18 protein-coding genes and 3 tRNA genes are annotated in these 23684 nt (G+C 54.2%); 14 read left to right on the plus strand and 7 right to left on the minus strand.

Annotated elements, in window-relative coordinates:
- The first annotated feature begins 34 nt into the window (after positions 1-34).
- The 3 genes from J9880_RS11745 (at position 35) to lplT (ending at position 6021) form a co-directional block, all read left to right on the plus strand.
- Positions 35-2293: a molybdopterin guanine dinucleotide-containing S/N-oxide reductase gene (locus tag J9880_RS11745; RefSeq protein WP_232769364.1), complete on the plus strand. Its 2259-nt coding sequence runs from the start codon at positions 35-37 to the stop codon at positions 2291-2293.
- Positions 2294-2650: 357 nt separating this feature from the next.
- Complete coding sequence (gene aas, locus J9880_RS11750; RefSeq protein ID WP_232769365.1) at positions 2651-4816, plus strand: bifunctional acyl-ACP--phospholipid O-acyltransferase/long-chain-fatty-acid--ACP ligase; 2166 nt, start codon at positions 2651-2653, stop codon at positions 4814-4816.
- Positions 4813-6021: a lysophospholipid transporter LplT gene (gene lplT, locus J9880_RS11755; protein ID WP_232769366.1), complete on the plus strand. Its 1209-nt coding sequence runs from the start codon at positions 4813-4815 to the stop codon at positions 6019-6021. Before aas ends, lplT begins: the two co-directional genes overlap by 4 nt.
- 62 nt (positions 6022-6083) lie before the next feature.
- Here the strand turns inward: lplT and J9880_RS11760 are convergent, their stop codons facing one another.
- The 3 genes from J9880_RS11760 to mutH form a co-directional block, all read right to left on the minus strand.
- A complete protein-coding gene (locus J9880_RS11760) occupies positions 6084-7124 on the minus strand; it encodes an NADP(H)-dependent aldo-keto reductase (RefSeq protein WP_095923246.1) in 1041 nt (346 codons plus the stop codon).
- Positions 7125-7306: 182 nt separating this feature from the next.
- Positions 7307-7525 (minus strand): YgdI/YgdR family lipoprotein, encoded by a 219-nt coding sequence (locus J9880_RS11765; RefSeq protein ID WP_162928568.1) that lies wholly within the window; start codon positions 7523-7525, stop codon positions 7307-7309.
- 88 nt (positions 7526-7613) lie between these two features.
- A complete protein-coding gene (gene mutH, locus J9880_RS11770) occupies positions 7614-8300 on the minus strand; it encodes a DNA mismatch repair endonuclease MutH (RefSeq protein WP_095923244.1) in 687 nt (228 codons plus the stop codon).
- 695 nt (positions 8301-8995) lie between these two features.
- Between mutH and rppH the strand changes: the two genes are divergently transcribed.
- The 9 genes from rppH (at position 8996) to ptrA (ending at position 18973) form a co-directional block, all read left to right on the plus strand.
- On the plus strand, positions 8996-9523 hold the full coding sequence (gene rppH, locus J9880_RS11775; RefSeq protein WP_013574162.1) for an RNA pyrophosphohydrolase: 528 nt from the start codon (positions 8996-8998) through the stop codon (positions 9521-9523).
- An 11-nt stretch (positions 9524-9534) separates the two neighbouring features.
- Positions 9535-11781 (plus strand): phosphoenolpyruvate--protein phosphotransferase, encoded by a 2247-nt coding sequence (ptsP, locus tag J9880_RS11780; RefSeq protein WP_095923243.1) that lies wholly within the window; start codon positions 9535-9537, stop codon positions 11779-11781.
- Between the two features lie 182 nt (positions 11782-11963).
- Positions 11964-12833 (plus strand): prolipoprotein diacylglyceryl transferase, encoded by an 870-nt coding sequence (lgt, locus tag J9880_RS11785; protein WP_095923242.1) that lies wholly within the window; start codon positions 11964-11966, stop codon positions 12831-12833.
- A 6-nt stretch (positions 12834-12839) separates the two neighbouring features.
- Complete coding sequence (gene thyA / locus J9880_RS11790; RefSeq protein ID WP_131693859.1) at positions 12840-13634, plus strand: thymidylate synthase; 795 nt, start codon at positions 12840-12842, stop codon at positions 13632-13634.
- 278 nt (positions 13635-13912) lie between these two features.
- On the plus strand, positions 13913-14374 hold the full coding sequence (locus J9880_RS11795; protein WP_232769367.1) for a prepilin peptidase-dependent protein: 462 nt from the start codon (positions 13913-13915) through the stop codon (positions 14372-14374).
- Positions 14365-14952: a prepilin peptidase-dependent protein gene (locus tag J9880_RS11800; RefSeq protein WP_232769368.1), complete on the plus strand. Its 588-nt coding sequence runs from the start codon at positions 14365-14367 to the stop codon at positions 14950-14952. Before J9880_RS11795 ends, J9880_RS11800 begins: the two co-directional genes overlap by 10 nt.
- On the plus strand, positions 14949-15449 hold the full coding sequence (locus J9880_RS11805) for a YgdB family protein (protein ID WP_232769369.1): 501 nt from the start codon (positions 14949-14951) through the stop codon (positions 15447-15449). Before J9880_RS11800 ends, J9880_RS11805 begins: the two co-directional genes overlap by 4 nt.
- Entirely contained in the window at positions 15442-15777 is a 336-nt protein-coding gene (locus tag J9880_RS11810) for a prepilin-type N-terminal cleavage/methylation domain-containing protein (protein WP_232769370.1), read from the plus strand. Before J9880_RS11805 ends, J9880_RS11810 begins: the two co-directional genes overlap by 8 nt.
- Positions 15778-16087: 310 nt before the next feature.
- Positions 16088-18973 carry a pitrilysin gene (gene ptrA, locus J9880_RS11815; RefSeq protein WP_232769371.1) on the plus strand — a complete coding sequence of 962 codons (2886 nt, stop codon included), beginning with the start codon at positions 16088-16090 and terminating at the stop codon, positions 18971-18973.
- Positions 18974-19048: 75 nt separating this feature from the next.
- Here ptrA and argA read toward each other — a convergent pair whose 3' ends face one another.
- Positions 19049-20374, minus strand: a complete 1326-nt coding sequence (gene argA / locus J9880_RS11820) for an amino-acid N-acetyltransferase (RefSeq protein ID WP_232769372.1) — start codon at positions 20372-20374, stop codon at positions 19049-19051.
- A 229-nt stretch (positions 20375-20603) separates the two neighbouring features.
- Between argA and amiC the strand changes: the two genes are divergently transcribed.
- The gene (amiC, locus tag J9880_RS11825; RefSeq protein ID WP_095923235.1) at positions 20604-21854 is read left to right on the plus strand and encodes an N-acetylmuramoyl-L-alanine amidase AmiC; all 1251 of its coding nucleotides are present in this window, start codon (positions 20604-20606) and stop codon (positions 21852-21854) included.
- Positions 21855-21960: 106 nt separating this feature from the next.
- Here the strand turns inward: amiC and J9880_RS11830 are convergent.
- From J9880_RS11830 to J9880_RS11840, 3 genes are all read right to left on the minus strand, one after another.
- Positions 21961-22037 (minus strand) — tRNA-Met (locus J9880_RS11830).
- A gap of 72 nt (positions 22038-22109) precedes the next feature.
- Positions 22110-22186, minus strand: a tRNA-Met gene (locus tag J9880_RS11835).
- Positions 22187-22248: 62 nt separating this feature from the next.
- Positions 22249-22325: transfer RNA gene (locus tag J9880_RS11840), tRNA-Met, on the minus strand.
- A gap of 220 nt (positions 22326-22545) precedes the next feature.
- Here J9880_RS11840 and mltA point away from each other — a divergent pair.
- Positions 22546-23658, plus strand: coding sequence for a murein transglycosylase A (gene mltA, locus J9880_RS11845; protein ID WP_013574173.1), 1113 nt, complete (start codon positions 22546-22548; stop codon positions 23656-23658).
- The last annotated feature ends 26 nt before the right edge of the window (positions 23659-23684 follow it).

Raw genomic sequence — 23684 nt, forward strand, 5'->3', positions numbered from 1 at the left:
GGCCATTTATCTGCGCTGAGAAAAAACAGACATTATGTCGATAAAACGCTATCCGCAACTGGCCCACTGGGGCGCTTATACCGCCGTGGTGGAAGATGGCCGGTTGATCCGCTGCGAGCCTTATCAGGCCGATGCCGATCCTTCCCCTTTACTCGATTCCATTGCGCCGCTGGTTTATTCCGACAAACGTATCCGTAAACCTGCCGTGCGCCGGTCGTGGCTGAAACACCGCGAAAACAGCGATCGCTCGCTGCGTGGCCGTGAAAATTTCGTCGAAGTGGACTGGGATCTGGCGCTGGATCTGGTGGCTGAAGAGAATAAACGCGTACGTGACCGCTACGGTGCGTCCGGTATTTTCAACGGCTCTTACGGCTGGTCATCCGCCGGTCGTCTGCATCATGCCCGTTCGCTGGTGCGTCGTTTTTATTTCACCGGCGGCGGCGGTGTGGATCAGCAGGGCAACTACAGCTGGGGTTCGGCGCAGTTCTTCCTGCCGTATGTTATCGGCACGTTTACCCCGCTGACCGGGCGCGTGACCTCGTGGCCGAGTGTGGTGGAACATGCTGAGATCCTGGTGGCGTTCGGCGGACTGGCGTTAAAAAATGCGCAGGTGGCGTCCGGCGGCGCGGTGGAACATACCCTGAAACCGGCACTGGAACAGCTGGCGAAGAAAGGCACCCGCGTCATTAACATCAGCCCGATGCGCGACGACTGCCCGGAATTCGTTAATGCCGAGTGGATCCCGATCCGCCCGAACACCGACGCCGCGCTGATGATGGCGGTCGCCTATGAAATTCAGCGCCGCGATGCGCAGGACGACGCGTTTCTGGCCAGCCACTGTGTCGGTTATCCGCAGCTTGCCGCCTATCTGCGTGGCGACACGGACGGCATCCCGAAAACCCCTGACTGGGCGAGCGACATCACCGGCGTACCGGCTGAACGTATTGCGCGTCTGGCTGACGATCTGATCGGCGTACGCAGCTTTATCACCTGTTCCTATTCCGTGCAGCGCGCCCACCGCGGCGAGCAACCTTACTGGATGATGATCGCCATTTCCGCCATGCTCGGGCAGGTCGGTTTGCCGGGCGGCGGCTTCTCGTTCGGCCATGGCTCGATGAACAGCGTGGGCAATCCGCGTTATGACACGCCGGGGCCAGCCGTCAGCGCCGGACCGAATCCGTCCGGTTTGTCGATTCCGGTGGCGCGTATCAGCGACATGCTACTCAATCCCGGCCAGCCGTATGAATTCCAGGGCGAGACGCTGAATTATCCTGATATCCATCTGGTGCACTGGGCGGGCGGTAATCCGTTCCATCATCATCAGCAGCTTAACCGTCTGGTGGAAGGCTGGCAGAAACCGGACACGGTGATTGTGCAGGATAACGTCTGGACACCGGCGGCGCAGATGGCGGATATCGTGCTGCCTGCGACCACGTCGCTGGAACGTAACGATATCGGCGGATCGTCGCGTGACCGCTTCGTGCTTGCGATGCATCAGGCGATAGCGCCTCAGCATCAGGCGCGTAACGATTTTGATATTTTCGCGGATATTGCGGATCGTCTCGGTTATCGCGAGCAGTTCACGCAAGGGCGCAATGAAGATCAGTGGCTGCGCCATATTTACCGTCAGTGCGGTGAGGCACAGAAAGGCACCGGCGTGGAATGGCCGGACTTCGACACCTTCTGGGAGCGCGGTTTTGTTGAACTGCCGATGCCGGAAAAAGATTACGTATTCTTTGAGGAATTCCGTAAAAGCCCGCGTGCGAATCCGCTGGGGACACACAGTGGCAAAATCGAACTGTTCTCTGAAACCATCGCCGGTTACGGTTACAAAGATTTTGCGCCGCATCCCGAATGGCAGCCGCCGGTGGAATGGCTGGGGGCTGAAAGCGCGAAACAGTGGCCGCTGCACCTGATTTCCATCCAGCCGAAAGATCGTCTGCACAGCCAGCTTGATCAGTCTCCGCTGGCGCAGGCGAACAAAACCGCCGGAAAAGAGACGCTGTTTATGCATCCGGAAGATGCGGGCAGCCGTCAGCTGAAAAACGGCGACCGGGTGAAAGTGCACAATACACGCGGCAGTTGTCTGGCGGGCGTGTCGCTGAACGACGGGATCACGCGCGGCGTGGTGCTGATGTCCACCGGCGCCTGGTTTGATCCGGGCTTTGGCGGTCAATGGCAGGAAACCGAGCAGGCCGGCAACCCGAATGTGCTGACGCTCGACATCGGCACGTCGCGTCTGACGCAGGGACCGAACGCCATGAGCTGCTTAGTCGACGTTGAGGCTGTTTAGCGTCTTTTTAATCAGTTAGGCTCTTTTGAGATAAATCGGGCCTATTTTCACCACTGGTTACATTTTGCGGGATTATGTTTCGATTGCCTGCTGGCGGTAGATCTCATAAACCAGCTAAATTGAACGTCCCAGAGGTATTGATTGGTGAATCATCAACGTGCTCTGCATGTTGATACCGATTAAATTTGCACCAACCTACGCGGATGCGTAGGTTTTTTTTTGCCTCAATTCCGGCACACCGATCAGTTCCCTCCTAAACTCTCTCTGACTGTCGTCATTTTTCAGCGGCTTATAGTATGCTGTTTCCCCAACCTTTTTCTTTCAAGATCAGGGATGACACATAAGGAGATGGCAAACATGTATAACTTTCTTTTCGCCGCGTTCAGGTGGCTTTTCCGTCTGATGTTCCGGGTCACGGTGACCCCGGTGAAAAACAACTTTGATTACCCGCGTTTAATCCTCACGCCAAACCATGTTTCGTTTATTGACGGCATGCTGCTGGTGCTTTTCCTGCCGATCAAACCGGTATTTGCGGTGTATTCCAACATCACGGACAGTTGGTTTATGCGCTGGCTGAAACCCTACGTGGATTTCATGCCGCTGGATCCGACCAAACCGATGGCGATCAAGCATCTCATCCGTCAGGTCGAAAAAGGGCGTCCGGTGATTGTGTTCCCGGAAGGCCGCATCACGGTGACCGGCTCACTGATGAAGATTTATGACGGCGCGGCCTTTGTGGCGGCGAAGTCTGGCGCAACGGTGATCCCGGTGCGTATCGACGGGGCGGAATACACGCCGTTTGGCCGCCTGTTCGGCAGCTTTAAAATCCGCTGGTTCCCGAAAGTCACTATCAACCTGTTACCGCCAACCACCATTCCGATGCCGGAGGCCGCACGTTCCCGCGACCGCCGCGTGCTGGCCGGTGAGCACTTACATCAGATCATGATGCAGGCGCGCATGGACACCCGCGAGCCGCAAACGCTGTATCAGGCGCTGCTGTCTGCGCAAACCCGTTATGGCCGCCGCAAACCCTGCATCGCCGATATCGCGTTCAAAGAAGATTCCTATCAGGGCCTGCTGAAAAAATGTCTCGGTGTCAGTCGCATACTGCAACGTTTTACCCGCGAAGGTGAGCACGTCGGCATGCTGCTGCCGAATGCCACCATTATGGCGGCGGCGCTGTTTGGCGCGTCGATGCGCAACCGCATTCCGGCGCTGCTCAACTACACCGCCGGGGCGAAAGGGCTGCAAAGCGCGATGAAAGCCGCGCAGATCAAAACCATCGTGACCTCCCGCCAGTTCCTTGAGAAAGGCAAACTGACGCATCTGCCGGAAAATGTGCCGGAGGCGAACTGGGTCTATCTGGAAGATCTGAAAGATACCGTGACCACGCAGGATAAGCTGTGGATCCTGTTCCATCTGATTTTCCCGCGTCGTGCGATGCTGCCGCAAAAGCCTGATGATGCGGCGCTGGTACTGTTTACTTCCGGTTCGGAAGGCAATCCGAAAGGTGTGGTGCATTCCCATGCCAGCCTGCTGGCGAACGTTGAGCAAATCCGGACTGTTGCAGACTTTACGCCGCGTGACCGATTTATGTCGTCGCTGCCGCTGTTCCACGCTTTTGGCCTGACCGTCGGATTACTGACGCCGCTGATCACCGGCGCACGCGTATTTTTATACCCAAGCCCGCTGCATTATCGCATCGTGCCGGAACTGGTGTATGACCAGAACTGTACCGTGCTGTTTGGGACTTCCACCTTCCTGGGAAATTACGCCCGCTTTGCCCACCCGTATGATTTTGCCCGTTTGCGTTATGTGGTGGCTGGCGCTGAGAAACTGGCTGAAAGCACCAAGGAAATCTGGCAGAACAAATTCGGTATCCGCATTCTGGAAGGCTACGGCGTGACCGAATGTGCGCCGGTGGTGGCCATCAACGTACCGATGGCGACCAAAGTGAATACCGTCGGCAAAATTTTGCCGGGGATGGAATCGCGCCTGATTACCGTGCCGGGGATTGAAGAGGGCGGTCGTCTGCAACTGCGTGGCCCGAACATCATGAAAGGCTATCTGCGCGTGGAAAATCCGGGCGTGCTGGAAACTCCGCAGGCTGAGAATGCCGCAGGTGAAATGCAGGCTGGCTGGTATGACACCGGTGATATCGTCACGCTGGATGAAAAAGGTTTCTGCGCCATCCGTGGTCGCGTGAAGCGTTTTGCCAAACTAGCGGGAGAAATGGTGTCGCTGGAAAGCGTCGAGCAACTGGCGATCAAGGCTTCACCGGATAAACAGCATGCGGCGACGTCGCGCAGTGACGCCAGCAAAGGCGAGGCATTGGTGCTATTTACCACCGATACTGAATTGCGTCGTGATGCGCTGAGCAAAGCTGCCCGTGAACTCGGGCTGCCGGAACTGGCGGTACCGCGTGATATTCGTGTCGTTAAAGCGTTACCGTTGCTCGGCAGCGGTAAACCCGATTTTGTCACCCTGCGCCAGATGGCAGAAAACCCGGAGACTGAGGCATGATCCAGCCAGTCAAGGCGGCATCGCCGCTAATGTCAAAAAGTATGAGTGCGGTGATTGTGGCGCAGTTCCTGTCCGCTTTCGGTGACAACGCACTGCTATTTGCCGCGCTGGCGCTGATCAAACAGCAGCTTTATCCCGACTGGAGCCAGCCCGTCTTACAAATGGCGTTTGTGGCGACGTACATTATCCTCGCACCGTTTGTCGGGCAGTTCGCGGACAGCTTCTCGAAGGGCCGCGTGATGATGGTCGCTAACCTGCTGAAACTGGCGGGCGCAGCGGTGATTTGCGCCGGTATGAATCCGTTCCTCGGCTATACGCTGGTCGGCATTGGTGCTGCGGCGTATTCACCGGCGAAATACGGCATTCTCGGTGAAATCGCCAGCGGTGAGCAGTTAGTGAAAGCCAACGGTCTGATGGAAGCCTCCACCATTGCTGCGATCCTGCTGGGTTCTGTTGCCGGTGGCGCACTGGCGGACTGGAGCATTCTGGCGGCGCTCGGGATCTGCGTGCTGGCGTACGGCGCGGCAGTGGCGGCAAACTGGTTTATTCCGAAGCTGAACCCGGCGCGTCCGGGGCAGTCGTGGAATCCGGCAAACATGAGCCGGACATTTTTCTCCGCCTGTAAAACACTGTGGCAGGACGGCGAAACCCGCTTCTCGCTGATGGGCACCAGTTTGTTCTGGGGCGCGGGCGTGACCCTGCGCTTCCTGCTGGTGCTGTGGGTGCCGGTAGCGCTGGGTATCACCGATAACAAAACCCCGACGTTGCTCAACGCCATGGTGGCGATCGGGATTGTGCTTGGTGCGGGCGCGGCGGCGAAACTGATCCGTCTGGACACCGTCAAACGCTGCCTGCCCGCGGGCGTTGCCATCGGCATTGCCGTGGTGGTATTTGCGTTACAAACCAGCATGTTGAGTTCCTACATTGTGCTGGTGGTGGTGGGGATCCTGGGTGGTTTCTTCGTGGTGCCGCTGAATGCGTTGTTACAGCATCGCGGGAAAATCTCTGTCGGCGCGGGGAATGCTATTGCCGTGCAGAACCTTGGAGAAAACACCGCCATGCTGCTGATGCTCGGTCTGTATTCGCTGGTGGTGATGGCGGGTGCGCCGGTAGTGGCAATTGGCATCGGATTCGGTGTGGTGTTCGCGCTGGCGATCGCCGGGTTGTGGATCTGGAAGAACATGCAGAAACGCCGTCTGGCGTAATGTTATTTGGCATAAAAGAAAAGGGCGCTCAGCGCCCTTTTTTGTTGCCTGCAATCCGGTGCTTATGGCGCCGGAATGGTGAAGCGTTTGTGGATATTTTCCAGATCCGCGAGGATTTCCGCATCAAGCGTCACATCCTGACTGTCGATGTTGATCTTCAGCTGTTCCAGCGTGGTCGCGCCTAACAGTGTACTGGCGACGAACGGTTGCTGACGCACAAAGGCCAGCGCCATCTGTGAAGGATCCAGATTGTGTTTCTTCGCCAGCGCCACGTATTCGGCAATCGCCGCTTCCGCCTGCGGTGAAGAATAACGGGTGAAGCGGCTGAACAGTGTATTACGCGCTCCGGCCGGTTTCGCGCCGTTGAGGTATTTACCGCTCAGCGTGCCGAAGGCCAGGCTGGAATACGCCAGCAATTCCACGCCTTCATGCTGACTGATTTCCGACAACCCGATTTCAAAGCTGCGGTTCAGCAGGCTGTACGGGTTTTGAATGGAAACGATACGCGGCAGATCGTGTTTTTCCGCCAGTTGCAGATAACGCATCACGCCCCACGGAGTTTCGTTCGACACCCCGATATAACGGATTTTACCGGCGCGTACCTGTTCGTTCAGCGCTTCCAGCGTTTCCAGCAAGGTCACCGGAGATTGCTCTTCGGTGTACTGATAGCTCAGTTTGCCGAAGAAGTTGGTCTGGCGCTGCGGCCAGTGCAACTGATAGAGATCCAGATAATCCGTGTTCAGACGTTGAAGACTGGCATCCAGTGCCGCGCGGATATTTTTGCGATCCAGCATCTGAGCCGGGCGAATGGCGTTGTCACTGCCACGGGAAGGTCCGGAGACTTTGCTCGCCAGAACAATTTTCTCACGGTTGCCCCGGGCTTTCAGCCAGCTGCCGATATAGCTTTCCGTCAGACCCTGCGTTTCAGGGCGCGGCGGAACGGGATACATCTCTGCGGTATCAATCAGGTTGATGCCCGCCGCAACGGCGTAATCGAGTTGCTGGTGGGCGTCGGCTTCGCTGTTTTGTTCACCAAAAGTCATGGTGCCAAGTCCCAGTAAGCTCACTTCTAAAGAACTGTGGGGTATACGGTGATATTGCATTGCCGGTCTTCCTTTATATCTGAGAATGTCAGCCTGTTAGAAAAAGCGCCTTAACTGACTATATACAAGGCAGGCAGATGGGGGAAGTGGCAGTGTGTGCGGGAGAAACGGCGCGGGCGGGGGATAAAATGTAAAGAGCCAGTCATGAGAACCGGCTCCCTCAGGGTAAAGAGAAATCCTGCTTAACGCTTCATGACCTGGCTGACATTATCATTGTTGATCTGGCGGTCATTGCCTTGCTCATCTGTATAACTCAGCAGACCGGTGGATTTATCCAACTTGGGTTTGCCGTCGGTCAGGATCATATTGCCGTCTTTGGTTGAGATCACATAGTCGCTGGCACAACCCGCGAGACCCAACACCAGAATCGCAGCACCTGCTGCCATCAACGTTTTCTTCATCATGGTTAACATTCCTTTTTGTCAGTACCGAAGAGAGTCACAATTTAGCGTAGCAAACTATGCCGCCGGCGTCGGAAAATGATATCGGTTAAAGCTGAAAATGACGGGCCAGCAGCGCGGCGGTGAAACGCTTCTTAAGATAGAAGCCACGCGGCAGCGTCATCACCGGTTGGCCGAATTCGCCGATCGCTTCTGTCAGCGCTTTACTGTTTGCGGCTTTTGGGCGTATTTGCAGAAATTCCCCGTGACGCGCGGTGATGCTTTCCACTTTGCCCAGTACGATCAGATCCATCAGTTCTTCCCAGTCCTGACGCAACTGGTCGTCTTCTTCCTGCGAGGGTTGCCACAATAAGGGCGCGCCGATGTGGCGCTCCGCCAGCGGGATCTGTCGCTCTCCTTCCACCGGTATCCACAACACCCGCGCGAGTTTGTGGCGCACATGGCTGTTTTCCCACGTTACGCCGCTGTTGCCGGTTAACGGGGCGACGCAGACAAACGTGGTTTCCAGCGGCCTGCCACGGGAATCAATGGGGATGGTTTTCAGCTCAATACCGAGGTCAGCGAAATCCTGCTCCGGTTTGCTTCCTGCCACCGCACCGAGATAGACCTCGAGCAACATGCCGACCCAGCCTTTTTCCCGTTTCAGGTTTTCAGGAATAGGCAGCCCGGCGTGGGTGGCAAGTTCACCCAATGTATGACCCGCCAGAGATTGCGCGCGGAGCAACAGTGCCTGTTCGTTGTGAGGGGGCTGGGTGGCTGGCAAAGGAATAGACATAAAAAACAATGCTCACTCAATAGATTAAATTTCGTACTGCTTTTGTCGGGCACAGGGAATAAAAACGTATCCCTGTGGAACAATGAAATAATAGCATGATTTGCCTTAGGTTTTTTTTCGCTTTCTGGCCTGTTTTGTTCTCAGATGATTAGGTTGATCACCTGTTGAAGGCGACAATGAACAGGATCTTCCACCTACTTATCCACAGATTTCTTGGATAACCTCGTCTTAATCCGATCACTGGTTCGATTTACAGGCTTGACGCGCGGGGTTTTATCCAATTTTTGGGCTGACTGCGTCAACTTTTAGGCGATCGCTGTGGATAAAAACGACATTGGTGGATCTTTCGCCAGATCACTTTTGAGTGTGAGATAACTCTCATTTTTTGCCCTGGGATAACTGTGTGAAATGTCTTTATCGTTATGTTTTAAAGGGGTTTAATGGGATTTAATTTTTGGGATAAAAATAAGTTCCGCAGAGTTTTACCCCGCTTACTATGAAGTTCTTCACATATCTATCCACAGAAAAAGTGAATAAAATCGCGGGTGATTTCTAAAATCTGTTTATAACTTGGCGTATAACTGTGAGTTATCCCATTTTTATTCATGCCGTTCGGCATTAACCAGTGGTTTACCGCCTGTTGGTAGTATGAAACAATCAGAACATCTATGAGTTTAAGCTATTGAGGTAGTCCGGTGATCGATGATGATGGCTACCGCCCGAATGTTGGTATTGTAATCTGTGACAAGCAGGGTCAGGTGTTGTGGGCCAGACGATACGGCCAGCACTCCTGGCAGTTTCCGCAAGGGGGCATCAACCCCGGCGAAACCGCTGAGCAGGCCATGTACCGCGAGCTGTTTGAGGAAGTGGGGCTTGGCCGTAAAGATGTGCGTATTCTGGCTTCAACCCGTAACTGGTTACGTTATAAATTGCCAAAACGTTTGGTGCGTTGGGACACAAAGCCGGTTTGTATCGGCCAAAAGCAAAAATGGTTCTTGCTGCAACTGATGTGTAACGATGCTGATATCAATATGCAGCGCAGCAGTACGCCTGAATTTGATGGCTGGCGTTGGGTGAGTTTCTGGTATCCGGTTCGTCAGGTGGTGTCATTCAAACGCGATGTTTACCGGCGCGTCATGAAAGAGTTTTCCACTACGATTATGCCGATGCAGGAAGTCTCTCTTCCCAGGACATCACCCGCTTATCGTCGTAAAAGAGGCTAAGTCACGAAGAGATGCTCACGCGTTTGCGAGAAATTGTTGAAAAGGTAGCAATGGCGTCCAGCCTCAATGATGCGCTGGACGTACTGGTCAACGAAACCTGCCTGGCGATGGACACAGAAGTGTGTTCCGTCTATCTCGCTGACAATGACCGCCGTTGTTATTACCTGATGGCGACGCGAGGTTTGAAAAAACCTCGCGGGCGGACTATTACGCTGGCCTTTGATCAGGGGATTGTCGGACTGGTAGGGCGTCTGGCAGAACCCATCAACCTTGCCGATGCGCAGAGCCATCCCAGCTTCAAATACATTCCTGCCGTAAAAGAAGATCTTTTCCGATCCTTTTTGGGCGTGCCGATCATTCACCGTCGTCAGCTGCTGGGCGTGCTGGTTATTCAGCAACGTGAACACCGTCAGTTCGACGAGAGTGAAGAGTCATTTATGGTCACGCTGGCGACTCAGCTGGCGGCGATCCTCTCTCAGGCACAGCTGAATGTCCTTTACGGACGTTTCCGCCAGACCCGCGTCCGCGCACTTGCGGCATCGCCGGGCGTGGCGATAGGCATCGGCTGGCAGGACAGCTCGCAGCCTTCGCTCGACCATGTTTATATGGCGTCCACGCTTGATACCGTGCGTGAACGCGAACGCCTGACCCGCGCACTGGAAGATGCCGGTGCGGAATTCCGCCGTTTCAGCAAACGCTTCACCGCCAGCGCACAGAAAGAAAGCGCCGCGATTTTCGATCTCTATTCCCACCTGCTTAACGATGCCCGTCTCAAACGCGAATTGTTCGCCCAGATAGATCAGGGTGCGGTGGCCGAGTGGGCGGTCAAAAAGGTGGTTGAAGAGTTCGCTGCACAATTCGCCAGCCTGCAGGATACCTATCTGCGTGAGCGCGGCAGTGATTTACGCGCCCTGGGCCAGCGTCTGGTATTTCATCTCGATGACACCATTCAGGGCAACACGCAGTGGCCAGAACGTTTCATACTGGTCGCCGATGAACTGACCGCGACCTTGCTGGCGGAAGTGCCGCAAGACAGGCTGGCAGGCGTGGTGGTACGTGATGGTGCGGCCAACTCCCATGCGGCAATTTTAGTCCGTGCGATGGGCGTACCGACCATTATGGGCGCCGACATCCAGCCAGCCCTGCTCAGCCAGCGGCAACTGATCGTCGACGGTTATCGCGGTGAGTTGTTGATTGACCCGGAAGCTGTGCTGGTCACGGAATATAAGCGACTGATCAGCGAAGAAATGGAGCTGAGTCAGAAGGCTGAAGACGACGTTGAGCAACCGGCGGCGCTGAAAAGCGGCGAGCGGGTGAAAGTCATGCTCAATGCCGGTCTGAGTGCCGATCACGAAAAACTGTTTGGCAGCCGCGTTGACGGTGTCGGGCTGTACCGCACTGAAATACCGTTCATGCTGCAAAGCGGTTTCCCTTCCGAGGAAGAGCAGGTCGCGCAATATCAGGGCATGTTACAGCTGTTTCCGCAAAAGCCGGTGACGCTGCGTACGCTGGATATCGGTTCCGACAAACAACTGCCTTATATGCCCATCAGCGAGGAAAACCCGTGTCTGGGCTGGCGTGGCATCCGCATTACCCTCGATCAGCCGGAAATTTTCCTGATCCAGGTGCGCGCCATGCTGCGTGCTAATGCCGCGACCGGTAATCTCGGCATTCTTTTGCCGATGGTCACCAGCCTCGAAGAGATTGATGAGGCGCGGCGTTTAATCGATCGCGCCGGGCGCGAGGTGGAAGAACAGCTGGGTTATGAGCTGCCACGAACCCGCCTTGGCGTGATGATTGAAGTGCCGTCGATGGTCTTTATGCTGCCTGCGCTGGCCGGGCGGGTAGAATTTATTTCGGTCGGCACCAACGACCTGACGCAATATCTGCTTGCTGTCGATCGTAACAATACGCGGGTCGCCGGGCTTTACGACAGCCTGCATCCGGCGATGTTGCGGGTGCTCAAGCAAATCGTTACCAGCGCAGAAGCGGCCGGACTGGATGTCAGTTTGTGCGGCGAGATGGCGGGTGATCCGATGGGGGCTCTGCTGCTCACCGGCATGGGCTTTCGTAATCTCAGCATGAACGGCCGCAGCGTCGCCCGTGTGAAATACCTGCTGCGCCGTATCGAATTGCATGACGCCGAAGAGCTGGCCGGACGGGTATTGCAGGCGCATTTCACCACCGATGTGCGTCATATGACCGCTGCATTTATGGAACGACGCGGACTGGGCGGCCTGATCCGTGGGGGTAAATAAGCGCCGGACGCCACGTTCTGCGCTGCGTTATGCTCATCCTGATGGTCTTGCGGCACAGGATGAGATGATTTTTTACAGAACTTTTCCAGCGGCTTAGCCCCGGAAAACCTTCCGGCTATGCTACTATTCGCTCCCTGCTGGCCCCTGACCGGGCAATAATGATAAACAATTTGTGGTGATAGATGAGCAACAGCTATCTGGCGTTTCCCCAGTTTGATCCCGTGATTTTCTCAATCGGACCGGTATCTCTCCACTGGTACGGACTGATGTATTTAGTCGGTTTTGTCTTCGCGATGTGGCTGGCGGTGCGCCGTGCCAATAAGCCAGGCAGCGGCTGGACCAAAGACGAAGTCGAAAATCTGCTTTATGCCGGTTTCCTCGGGGTGTTCCTCGGGGGGCGTATCGGTTACGTTTTCTTCTACAACCTGCCTCTGTTCCTCGAAAATCCGCTATATCTGTTCAAAGTCTGGGATGGCGGCATGTCCTTCCACGGCGGCCTGATTGGCGTGATCGTGGTGATGCTGATTTTTGCCCGTCGTACCAAACGCAACTTCTTCCAGGTTGCCGATTTTATCGCGCCGCTGATCCCGTTTGGTCTGGGTGCCGGTCGTTTAGGTAACTTCATCAATGGCGAACTGTGGGGCCGTGTGACCACCGATGTGCCCTGGGCGATGCTGTTCCCCGGTTCCCGTCAGGAAGATATCGCCATTGCCGCCGCGGATCCTAAATGGCAGCCTTTGCTGAACCAGTACGGCGTATTGCCGCGCCATCCTTCCCAGCTGTATGAACTGCTGCTTGAAGGCATCGTACTGTTCATCATCCTGAACCTGTTTATCCGCAAATCACGCCCGATGGGCGCGGTATCAGGCTTGTTCCTGATCGGTTATGGCTTATTCCGCATCATCGTTGAACATTTCCGCCAGCCGGATGCACAGCTTGGCCTGTTCGACGGGGTCATCAGCATGGGACAGGTGCTGTCCATTCCAATGGTTGTCATTGGCCTGATTATGATGGTCTGGGCATATCGCCGTCCGCAGAAACAATTGTCGTGAGGTAACATGAAACAGTATCTGGATTTAATGCAGAAAGTGCTCGACGAGGGCACCCCTAAAGCCGACCGTACCGGTACTGGCACGTTGTCGATTTTTGGTCATCAGATGCGTTTCAACTTGCAGGAAGGCTTCCCGCTGGTCACGACTAAACGCTGTCATTTGCGCTCCATCATTCATGAACTCCTGTGGTTCCTGAAAGGCGAAACCAACATCGCCTATCTGCGTGATAACAATGTCAGCATCTGGGACGAATGGGCTGACGAAAATGGCGATCTCGGACCGGTTTACGGTAAGCAATGGCGCGCCTGGGGCGCTGCTGATGGCAAGCAAATCGACCAACTGGCAAACGTGGTTGAACAGCTGAAAAAAGACCCGGATTCGCGCCGCATTATCGTGTCTGCATGGAACGTGGGCGAACTGGATCAGATGGCGCTGGCGCCATGCCATGCGTTCTTCCAGTTCTATGTGGCCGACGGTAAATTATCCTGTCAGCTGTATCAGCGTTCATGCGATATCTTCCTCGGCCTGCCGTTTAACATCGCCAGCTATGCGCTGCTGGTGCATATGATGGCGCAACAGTGTGATCTGGAAGTCGGTGACTTTGTCTGGACCGGTGGCGATACGCATCTCTACAGCAACCACATGGACCAGACCCATCTGCAACTGACCCGTGAGCCACGGGCCTTGCCAAAACTGGTGATTAAACGCAAACCTGCCTCCTTGTTTGATTACAACTTCGAAGATTTTGAGATTGAAGGGTACGATCCGCATCCTGCGATCAAAGCGCCTGTCGCGATCTGATTCTCCGTTGTTTACCGCCTGACCCTGTCGTCAGGCGGTGATTTACCTCTCTTCACGTTTCCTGCTGCACTTTTTACTCTTTTTCCTGACGAATCCCACTCCGATTTTCATCCGGATGTTATCCCTGCGAGACATCACGCAAACTTTCTGTCGCGTGCGTTTTGTTGCAACGATTGCTCTGAAGACATCCTGGAAAAAATGCTTTTGCCGCTGGCAGTAAAAATCTAAACGCCTATTTTGACCGCATGAAAACAGATAAGCGTGCAGGAGAGCAGGGAATGTCGCTGGTTGAAATGATGGTCGTGGTGGCGCTGGTGGCCATGTGTACGTTATGGGGAATACACCGCTGGCGCAGTTATCAGCAGGCCCTGACGCTTGAACAACATGCGCAGCAGTTGCGGATGTCACTGTATGGCACTCAGGCTGAAGCCAATCATTACAATCGCTCAGCGGTGTTATGGGCGGTCGAAGGGCACGCCGGATGCGTGGGAACGGGAACCCGACCTGCTGATTGTCATCATGCGACCGGTAAAATCCTTACCCTCACTGATCCGGATATTGAGTTGCTCGATTTTACCAACAAATCGATGGGTTTTTACGGGCTGCGTAACGCGGCAATGGCCGGACATCTGACCCTGAAAAATTCAGCCGGAAGCCTGCGGGTAGTGCTTTCCGCCAGAGGCCGGCTGCGCATATGCAGTGAAAATCAGCCTTTGCTCGGTATCGGGGTATGCCAGTGATGACCTCGCGCTGTCAGGGATTCACCTTACCAGAGGTCATGATTGCGATGGGGATTGGCAGCATGCTGATGCTCAGTGTCGCGCAGCTCTATCCGCTGATACGTCAGAGAAGTCAGAGCCTGGGAAGGCATTATCAGCTGGAACAACTGCTGCGTCAGACGCTTTTTACCGTCGCGAAAGATCTCCGGCGAGCGGGTTTCTGCAACGGCGACTGTGACGGCAAACCGGTCATTATCGGTAACGCTGCCGGTGAAGCCACCGGTTCATGCGTTATTCTTCAGTATGACCTGAACCGCAACGGACGCTGGGAAAAACAAGACACTGCGGAGTCTGAGTATTTTGGCTATCGCTTGCATCAGGGGAGCATTGAAATCCAACGCGGGGCGGGGGACTGCAGCAGTTCCGGCTGGGAAAAGCTTCTCGATACGTCAGAAGTTAAGGTCACAACCTTTAGGGTGACGGAAACGGCGGGAATTTATCCGGGTAGCCTTTACACCCTGCAACTGGGGGCCAGCTGGAGCAACGATCCGTTAATTCACCGGCAGGTCACCGACGTGCTGGCCGGGCATGCCTTATGAGCCGCAGAACGCGCACTGACATGCAAAGTGTTGGCCTGCTACGACAAAAGGGGAGTGCCATGATATTGAGCGTGATGGTCATGATGGGATTGGGTCTGCTTGCCCTCAACGCCCTGCAACAGCAGCTTTCAGCGGGGCTGGCACTGACATCAAATCAGCACCGTTATGTGATTGCCTGGGAAAATGCCGCGTCAGCCTTATCCTGGGGCATCCGTCAGCCCTGGAGAAATGTGCAGGAACCACAATGGCAATGTCTGAATGTGGCATCGGGCGTGGTGGTCACGGGAAAAGGCAGAGCCTGTGTCAGGCCGTCATTGCGGGAAGACATTTTTCTGGTGCGCGGCGAGGGGCGAATGACGGATGACAGCGAACCGGTCATGCTTTATCAGCAGGTGAGCAGGGAGGAGCAGGCCGACGGCAGTTCGGGCTTTTTACCTTTAAAGCAGGGATGGCTGGATTTTTGCCCTGAAGCTGATGAGCGAATCTGCAATGAATAACCGCACCGCAACGCAGCACGGATTCAGCATGGCGGAAGTATTGATCGCGATGCTATTGCTGTCCGTTTCGCTGCTGGGATTACTGAATTATTACCAGGTACTGACCTATGGATTTATGCGTCAGTGGCAGGTTCAGCAGGCATGGGAAGATGCACATTCACAGCTTGAAGCCTGTTCAGTAACAGGAAAGGGCGCAGAGATTTTGGCAAAAGGCTGGGATTATCAGCTGTCTGATGCTTTCGCCGGAAAATCGTGCGGGCTGGTCAGTGTAGTCGTCCAAACCCCTGCAAAATATCAGGCGGGGTTGCAGCGCTTTTACTGCAGATAACTTCTCAGAATAAGAGATGGTGAACCGCTAAATGTAGGGCAAAAATAGCGTTAAGCCCCTTGCAATGGTGGGCTAACAGCTTAGAGTGGTTTAACAGGGTGATTTTTCCCTCTCGGGAGCATTTGACTTTATGGCATGGGTTGAATGAAATCTCAGACAGGGCAGCCCGATGGATTTTTTACAACTATCCTGTCCCGGCGGGGTCTGAACAGAGTCAACCGCAGAAAATGGCAGGTTGAGGTTCATGGATAACTGAACCGCTTATTTTATTGCCCGTGTGGCACGTTTATTCGATTGAGGGAGAGTGGCAATGTTGAAACAGGTTACCCGAATTTACGGGTTACTGTTGTTATTGACCTTTTGGGCCCCTGTTGTCTCTGGTGCAGCCGAATGGCAGCCATACGCACAAGCTATCAATAAAAGTCAGAACGACCCGCGTCAGTATCAGGCCATCAAACTGGCCAATGATATGACAGTCTTGCTGGTGTCTGATCCCCAAGCTCCCAAGTCACTCGCTGCACTGGCTATCCCGGTCGGCTCGCTGGAAGACCCTGATTCTCAGCTGGGCCTGGCCCATTATACTGAGCACATGTTGCTGATGGGGTCGAAGAAATATCCTCAGCCGGAAAGCCTGTCAGAATTCCTGAAGAAACATGGCGGCAGCCATAACGGCAGCACGGCGTCTTACCGCACCGCGTTCTATCTCGAGGTGGAAAATGACGCTTTGCCGGAAGCCGTCGATCGTCTTTCAGATGCTATCGGTGAGCCTTTGCTGGATCCTGCTAACGGTGACCGCGAACGTAATGCTGTTAACGCCGAACTGACAATGGCCCGTTCGCGGGACGGCATGCGCATGGCGCAGGTTCGTGCTGAAACCTTAAACCCGGGGCATCCGGCAGCCCGTTTTTCCGGTGGTAATCTGGATACATTGAAAGATAAGCCGGGCAGTAAATTACATGACCAGCTGACCGCGTTCTATCAACGTTACTATTCTGCCAATCTGATGGTGGGCGTGATTTACAGTAATAAACCCCTGCCGGAGCTTGCTGATCTGGCCTCAGAGACGTTCGGGCAGATCGCCAATCATCACGCGGTGGTACCGGCGATAACGGTACCGACATTAACCGCTGCGCAGAAAGGTGAGTTCATACACTTTGTTCCCGCACAGCCGCGTAAAGAACTGCGCGTGGAATTTGCCATTGAAAACAACAGTGCAGATTTTCGCAGTAAAACGGATACCTATATCAGTTACCTGATTGGTAACCGCAGCCCGAACACTCTGTCTGACTGGTTGCAGAAACAGGGTTATGCCGACGGGATCAGCGCAGGTGCTGACCCGATGGTTAACCGCAATATGGGCGTATTCAATATATCCGTTTCCTTAACGGATAAAGGCCTGGCGGAACGGGATACCGTTATTGCGGCTATTTTCAATTACCTCAATGAAATACGCGCGCAGGGCATAAAAAAATCCTACTTTGATGAAATCGCGCATGTCATGGCGCTCGACTTCCGCTATCCGGCGCTGACCCGCGATATGGATTACGTCGAATGGCTGGTGGATACTATGCTGCGCGTGCCTGTTGAGCACGTTCTCGACTCGCCTTATCTGACCGACCAGTATGATCCTAAAGCGATAGAATCTCGCCTGACGGAAATGACGCCACAAAATGCGCGTTACTGGATCATCAGCCCGAACGAGCCGCACAATAAGGTGGCGTACTTTGTGAATGCCCCTTACGAGACAGATAAGGTGCCGCCAAAAACGTTTGAGCGATGGGCTACGCTGGAGAATGGCATTTCGCTGTCTTTGCCTGCGCTCAATCCTTACATCCCGGACTCTCTGGCGCTTGTCACCAAAGATTCCAAAGCGACAAAACCTGAGTTACTGGTTGAAGATAAAGGGCTGCGTGTGTTCTACATGCCGAGCCGTTATTTTGCTGCCGAGCCTAAGGCGAATGTGACCGTGTCTTTCCGCAATGAGCAGGCACTCAGCACGGCTAAAAATCAGGTGTTATATGGCCTGACGGATTACCTCACCGGCGTGGCATTTGATCAACTGAGCTATCAGGCCTCCATTGGTGGGATCACGTTCGGCACTTCGCCGGACAACGGTCTGCAATTTACCGCCACCGGTTTTACCGAGTGCCTGCCGGATTTGCTGGCGGCGCTGGTGGATAACTATCCCGATTTTAAACCGACTCAGGAACAGCTTGATCAGGCCAAGTCCTGGTATCTGGAACGGCTGGCGTCGGCGGACAAAGGCAAAGCCTTTGAACTGGCGCTGCAACCTGTTCAGCTTCTTTCCCGCGTGCCTTATACCGAGCGCAGCGAGCGTGAGAAGCTGGTTTCCGCCATCACGCTGGATGATGTGAATGCTTACCGTGAACAGCTGGTTCATCATGCGGCCGTGGAAGTGATGGTCGTGGGCAATATGACGGCTGATCAGGTTAAGGCGATGTCTCAGCAGATTATGCAAAAGCTGGGTGCACACGGGACGCAGTGGTGGCGGGGTAAGCAGGCTGAAATCACAGAGCCGCTCAAAGCCAATATCCAGCGTGTCGGTACCAGTTCAGACTCCGCGCTGGCGGCGGTGTATGTACCTACCGGTTACGATGAAGTACAAAGCATGGGCTACAGCGCGCTGCTCGGGCAGATTATTCAGCCGTGGTTCTACAGTCAGCTTCGCACACAGGAACAGTTAGGCTATGCCGTGTTTGCTTTCCCTATCCCGGTCGGGAAGCAGTGGGGGATTGGTTTCCTGCTGCAAAGCAACAGCAAGCAACCCGATTATCTGTATCAGCGTTATCTGGCGTTTTATCCGCAGGCTGAAAAGCGTCTGCGTGAGATGAAGGATGATGAGTTCCTGCAATATAAGCAGGGACTGGTAAATGAAATGCAGCAGCGTCCGCAGACCTTAGATGAAGAGGCCGATCGTCTTGGCAATGACTTCAGTCGCGGGAATCCGCAGTTTGATACCCGTGCGAATGTCATCCGGGTGATTGCGGGGCTGACACAAACTCAACTGGCGGATTACTTTCATCAGGCCGTGATTCAACAGGATGGTCTGGCGATGTTGTCACAGGTTTCGGGGAATGACAGCAAGACACCGCAATATGCCGCGCCTGCAGGCTTTAAAACCTGGCCGGATACCTCAACGTTGCAACAGACGTTTGAGCCTCACACCGATAAATAACCTGCTGATATTCAGGGAGAAACAAAAGGACGCATGAGCGTCCTTTTTTACGGCTTAATAATGGTTTGCAGATTTCTAGAGTTCAGCAATCAGGATTTTTGAACGACGCTGGTAGTTGTACATTTCCTGTTTCTGAATCGGCAGAACATCCACTTCCGCAGGTTTGAAGCCGCGCTCCTGGAACCAGTGAATGCTGCGGGTTGTCAGGACAAACAGCCGGTTCAGCCCCATCAGTTTCGCCTGGCTGGCAACACGTTGCAGCAGCATTTCACCGCGTGACGAACTGCGGTAATCCGGGTGAACCGCCACGCAGGCCATTTCGCCGATCCTCTCATCATGGAACGGGTAGAGCGCCGCGCAGGCAATGGTCAGGTTGTCCCGCTCGATAATGGTGAATTTATCGATTTCCATTTCCAGCTGTTCGCGGGAACGGCGAACCAGAATACCTTGTTGTTCCAGCGGCCGGATAAGCTCAAGGATGCCGCCAATATCATTGATAGTGGCGCGGCGCACTTGTTCGGCACTTTCCATCACGATTTGCGTACCAATGCCGTCGCGGGAGAACAGTTCCTGAACCAGCGCGCCATCTTCCTGATAACTGATCAGGTGGCTGCGGCGGACACCGCTGCGGCAGGCTTTCACCGCGCCACGCAGGAACCGCACGGTACCGGAAAGATAATCTCCGCTGGATTCCATCTGGTCGATTCGCAGCTGTGCATCATTCGGGAACAGTTCGGAAATGATGTTGCCTTCCTCGTTGATCACTCCCTGCGAAGAACAGAAGCCGATCATTTTTTCCGCTTTCAGTTTAATCGCCAGTTGCGTCGCCACTTCTTCAGACGTCAGGTTGAAGCTTTCACCCGTGACAGAAACCGCTACCGGGCCGAGCAACACAATGGCGTTGCTGTCGAGCTGACGGTGAATGGCTTCTTCATCGATACGGCGGATACGGCCACTGTGGCAGTAATCAATCCCGTCATCGACGCCCAAAGGCTGAGCGATGATAAAGTTACCGCTGACCACGTTGATGTGCGCGCCTTGCAGTGGCGTATTATTCAGACTCATCGAGAGCCGCGCCGTGATATCGAGCTGTAACAAACCGGCGGCCTGCTTGACCAGTTCGAGAGCACGGGCATCGGTGACGCGAATGTTTTTATGATAAATCGGTTCGTAATTATGCTCAGAAAGGTTCTCATCAATCTGCGGGCGGGCGCCATACACCACCACCAAACGGATGCCTAAACTGTGTAACAGTCCGATATCATTGACAATGTTGCTGAAGTTCTCATGTTCAATGGCTTCTCCACCGAGCATGACAACGAATGTTTTGCCACGGTGAGCATTAATATAGGGAACTGAGTGGCGAAATCCCTGAACCAGTTCAGTACTACGTTCCTTCACGGCAAAACCTCGTTTGAATTTTTATTCGTAATTTTTGTATTTTTATTCTTTTGGGGGGCTGTGGCAAGTAGGAAATCTCTGTTTTTGTTTTAACACTTATGACAAACAGTCAACAAACTGATTAATCGGGTAAATGTTTAGGAATGACTTGCAGGATATGATTCGTTAGAATTCGTAACCTGCTTTTTTTATCCTCTATTTTTTACTTTTGAAGACTTTTTGAGACTGCATGACTGACGATACTCACAATCCCGGAAGACGACGCCTCCTGCAAACCGTAGCTGCTTCCTGGATGCTCAGTGTGAGTAAAGTGGGTTTTGCTGCCAGCTCGCAGGTGATCGCCGTGCGTATCTGGCCTTCTTCAACCTATACCCGCATCACCCTCGAATCCAGCACCCCCTTAAAATATAAACAGTTTTTGCTCAGCGATCCGCCGCGCGTGGTCATTGATATCGAAGGCGTTCATCTCAACAGCGTCCTTAAAGGTCTGGGTGAAAAGGTTCAGCAGAGCGATCCTTATATCCGTCAGGCGCGGGTGGGGCAGTTTGATCCCAAAACGGTTCGCATGGTGCTGGAACTCAAGCGCGCCATCAGCCCGCATGTTTTCACTTTGAAACCGGTCGCGGAGTTTCATAACCGGCTGGTGGTTGATCTGTATCCGCAAGAGGGGGAAGTCACCGCACAAGATGATCCGCTGCTGGCCTTGCTGGAAGATTATAACCGCGGGGATGTGGCGAAAAACCTGCCGCCGGAAACGCCGAAAGACGGACAGGCGGGCAGAAGCCGTCCGCTGGTGATCATGCTCGATCCCGGGCATGGCGGCGAAGATCCGGGGGCTATCGGCAAATATAAAACCCGTGAAAAAGACGTGGTGCTACAGATTGGTCGCAAGTTACAAAAACTGATCGCGCGTGAACCCAACATGAAAGCGCACATGACGCGCAATGAAGACGTGTTTATTCCCCTGAAAGTGCGTGTGGCCAAGGCGCGAAAGCTACGGGCCGATCTTTTTATCTCTATCCATGCGGATGCCTTTACCAGCCGTGCCGCGAAAGGCTCGTCGGTATTTGCCTTGTCGACCAAAGGTGCCACCAGTTCAGCAGCACGTTTTCTCGCACAAACGCAGAATGAATCTGACCTGATAGGCGGCGTCAGTAAAAGCGGCGACCGGTATCTGGATCATACGATGTTTGATCTGGTTCAGACCGCGACCATCAGCGACAGCCTGAAATTTGGCAAAGAAGTGCTGACCCGTATGGGGAAGATTAATCATCTGCACAAAAACAAAGTGGATCAGGCTGGATTCGCCGTGCTGAAAGCGCCGGATATTCCGTCCATTCTGGTCGAAACGGCGTTTATCAGTAACATCAATGAAGAGAAAAAATTGCGAACGTCCCATTTTCAGCAGCAGGTGGCGGAATCCATTCTGGCAGGGATCAAAGCGTACTTCGCGCAAGGTGGGATGTCGGCGAGGGGATGAGTAAGGCAGGGCGGGACGACGACTCCCGTGGTTTGCCGGAATTCAGATACAAAAAAACACCCGTTAAGGTGCTTGTTGTTTTTACTTTACTGCTTGTTTTAGTAGTTGGTTGCGGGGGCCGGATTTGAACCGACGACCTTCGGGTTATGAGCCCGACGAGCTACCAGGCTGCTCCACCCCGCGTCCGTCACTACTGATACTGCTTTACTTCATCACATTATCCGAACTGAGCATCTTCATGCATCGGTCTCGAATTGGTTGCGGGGGCCGGATTTGAACCGACGACCTTCGGGTTATGAGCCCGACGAGCTACCAGGCTGCTCCACCCCGCGTCCGTATACTGCTTTACTTCATCGTACAATTCAACTGAGCATTTCATGCATCGAAATCGAATTGGTTGCGGGGGCCGGATTTGAACCGACGACCTTCGGGTTATGAGCCCGACGAGCTACCAGGCTGCTCCACCCCGCGTCCGATGGAGGCGAACTATACTCCCCATGAGATTTCGTGCAACCCTTTTTTGAATTTATTCAAATAAAGCACTTAGTTGCTGGCTTTTTATCCACAAAATGGCCGTTTGAGGTCCAATTTGGCTCAGTACACTTTTTTCGACTGTGGCAATTCCTTTCTGATAGTCCGTTTGTTATCGTTTCGCCAGTCATTTCCCTGAAAGTAAGAGAGCGCGGCAATAATGAAAGGACGTTGGAGTAAGTATCTGCTGGGTGGTTTGGTGCTGGCGGTGCTGGCGGGTTGTTCTTCGCGACCGACTGACCGGGGTCAGCAATATAAGGATGGCCGTCTGGATAACGCGCTCGAATACGTGAATGAGCCGAACGCCACAGGCAAGCCGGTGAATGCGCTGGATTACTCCAATCAGGTGGCCGCCGTTCAGATCGCCTCTTCTTCTTTATATGGCCGCAATAACACCACCTTTCAGGCCGTCGAGCAGTGGCTGCGCTCCGGCGCGGATACCCGCAATCTGAGCCAGTACGGCATCAGTGCCTATCAGATGGAAGGGGCCGACAATTTTGGTAACGTGCAACTGACCGGCTATTACACGCCGGTGGTGCAGGCACGCTATACCCGTCAGGGCGAATTCCAGTACCCGCTTTACCGGATGCCACCTAAACGTGGACGTCTGCCGGATCGCGCCTCTATTTACTCCGGTGCGCTGAGCGATAACTACGTCGTGGCCTGGACTAACTCCCTGATGGATAACTTCATGATGGAAGTGCAGGGCAGCGGCTATGTCGATTACGGCGACGGTCGTCCGTTCATGTTCTTCGGTTATGCCGGTAAAAACGGCCATGCTTACCGCAGCATCGGCAAGGTGCTGATTGACCGTGGCGAAGTGGCGCGCGAGAACATGTCGATGCAGGCGATCCGCCAGTGGGCAGATACCCACAGCCCGGCAGAGGTGCGTGAGCTGCTGGAGCAAAACCCGTCTTTCGTGTTCTTCAAACCTGAGCCTTTCGCCCCGGTACGCGGTGCCAGCGGTGTGCCGCTGATTGCTAAAGCCTCCGTGGCGTCTGACCGTTCGCTGATCCCGGCGGGCACCACGTTGCTGGCAGAAGTGCCGGAGCTTAACGATAAAGGCAAGTTCACCGGTAAATATCATATGCGTCTGATGGTCGCGCTGGATGTTGGCGGGGCGATTAAAGGACAACATTTCGATATGTATCAGGGGATTGGCCCTGACGCCGGACATTCCGCAGGATTTTATAATCACTACGGGCGCGTCTGGGTGTTAAAATCAGCGCAGAACGGCAAACCGCTGTTCACGGCTTACGCACCATCAAACTAGATTTCGACATAACGTACTGAGGTTTA

It is taken from the genome of Rahnella victoriana, assembly GCF_021276285.1.
Taxonomy (GTDB): domain Bacteria; phylum Pseudomonadota; class Gammaproteobacteria; order Enterobacterales; family Enterobacteriaceae; genus Rahnella; species Rahnella victoriana.

Coding starts and splice junctions, on each gene's coding strand:
- J9880_RS11745 (WP_232769364.1), top strand. CDS start 35: ATGTCGATAAAACGCTATCCGCAACTGGCCCACTGGGGCGCTTATACC.
- aas (WP_232769365.1), top strand. CDS start 2,651: ATGTATAACTTTCTTTTCGCCGCGTTCAGGTGGCTTTTCCGTCTGATG.
- lplT (WP_232769366.1), top strand. CDS start 4,813: ATGATCCAGCCAGTCAAGGCGGCATCGCCGCTAATGTCAAAAAGTATG.
- J9880_RS11760 (WP_095923246.1), bottom strand. CDS start 7,124: ATGCAATATCACCGTATACCCCACAGTTCTTTAGAAGTGAGCTTACTG.
- J9880_RS11765 (WP_162928568.1), bottom strand. CDS start 7,525: ATGAAGAAAACGTTGATGGCAGCAGGTGCTGCGATTCTGGTGTTGGGT.
- mutH (WP_095923244.1), bottom strand. CDS start 8,300: ATGTCTATTCCTTTGCCAGCCACCCAGCCCCCTCACAACGAACAGGCA.
- ptsP (WP_095923243.1), top strand. CDS start 9,535: ATGCTCACGCGTTTGCGAGAAATTGTTGAAAAGGTAGCAATGGCGTCC.
- lgt (WP_095923242.1), top strand. CDS start 11,964: ATGAGCAACAGCTATCTGGCGTTTCCCCAGTTTGATCCCGTGATTTTC.
- thyA (WP_131693859.1), top strand. CDS start 12,840: ATGAAACAGTATCTGGATTTAATGCAGAAAGTGCTCGACGAGGGCACC.
- J9880_RS11795 (WP_232769367.1), top strand. CDS start 13,913: ATGTCGCTGGTTGAAATGATGGTCGTGGTGGCGCTGGTGGCCATGTGT.
- J9880_RS11800 (WP_232769368.1), top strand. CDS start 14,365: ATGCCAGTGATGACCTCGCGCTGTCAGGGATTCACCTTACCAGAGGTC.
- J9880_RS11805 (WP_232769369.1), top strand. CDS start 14,949: ATGAGCCGCAGAACGCGCACTGACATGCAAAGTGTTGGCCTGCTACGA.
- J9880_RS11810 (WP_232769370.1), top strand. CDS start 15,442: ATGAATAACCGCACCGCAACGCAGCACGGATTCAGCATGGCGGAAGTA.
- ptrA (WP_232769371.1), top strand. CDS start 16,088: ATGTTGAAACAGGTTACCCGAATTTACGGGTTACTGTTGTTATTGACC.
- amiC (WP_095923235.1), top strand. CDS start 20,604: ATGACTGACGATACTCACAATCCCGGAAGACGACGCCTCCTGCAAACC.
- mltA (WP_013574173.1), top strand. CDS start 22,546: ATGAAAGGACGTTGGAGTAAGTATCTGCTGGGTGGTTTGGTGCTGGCG.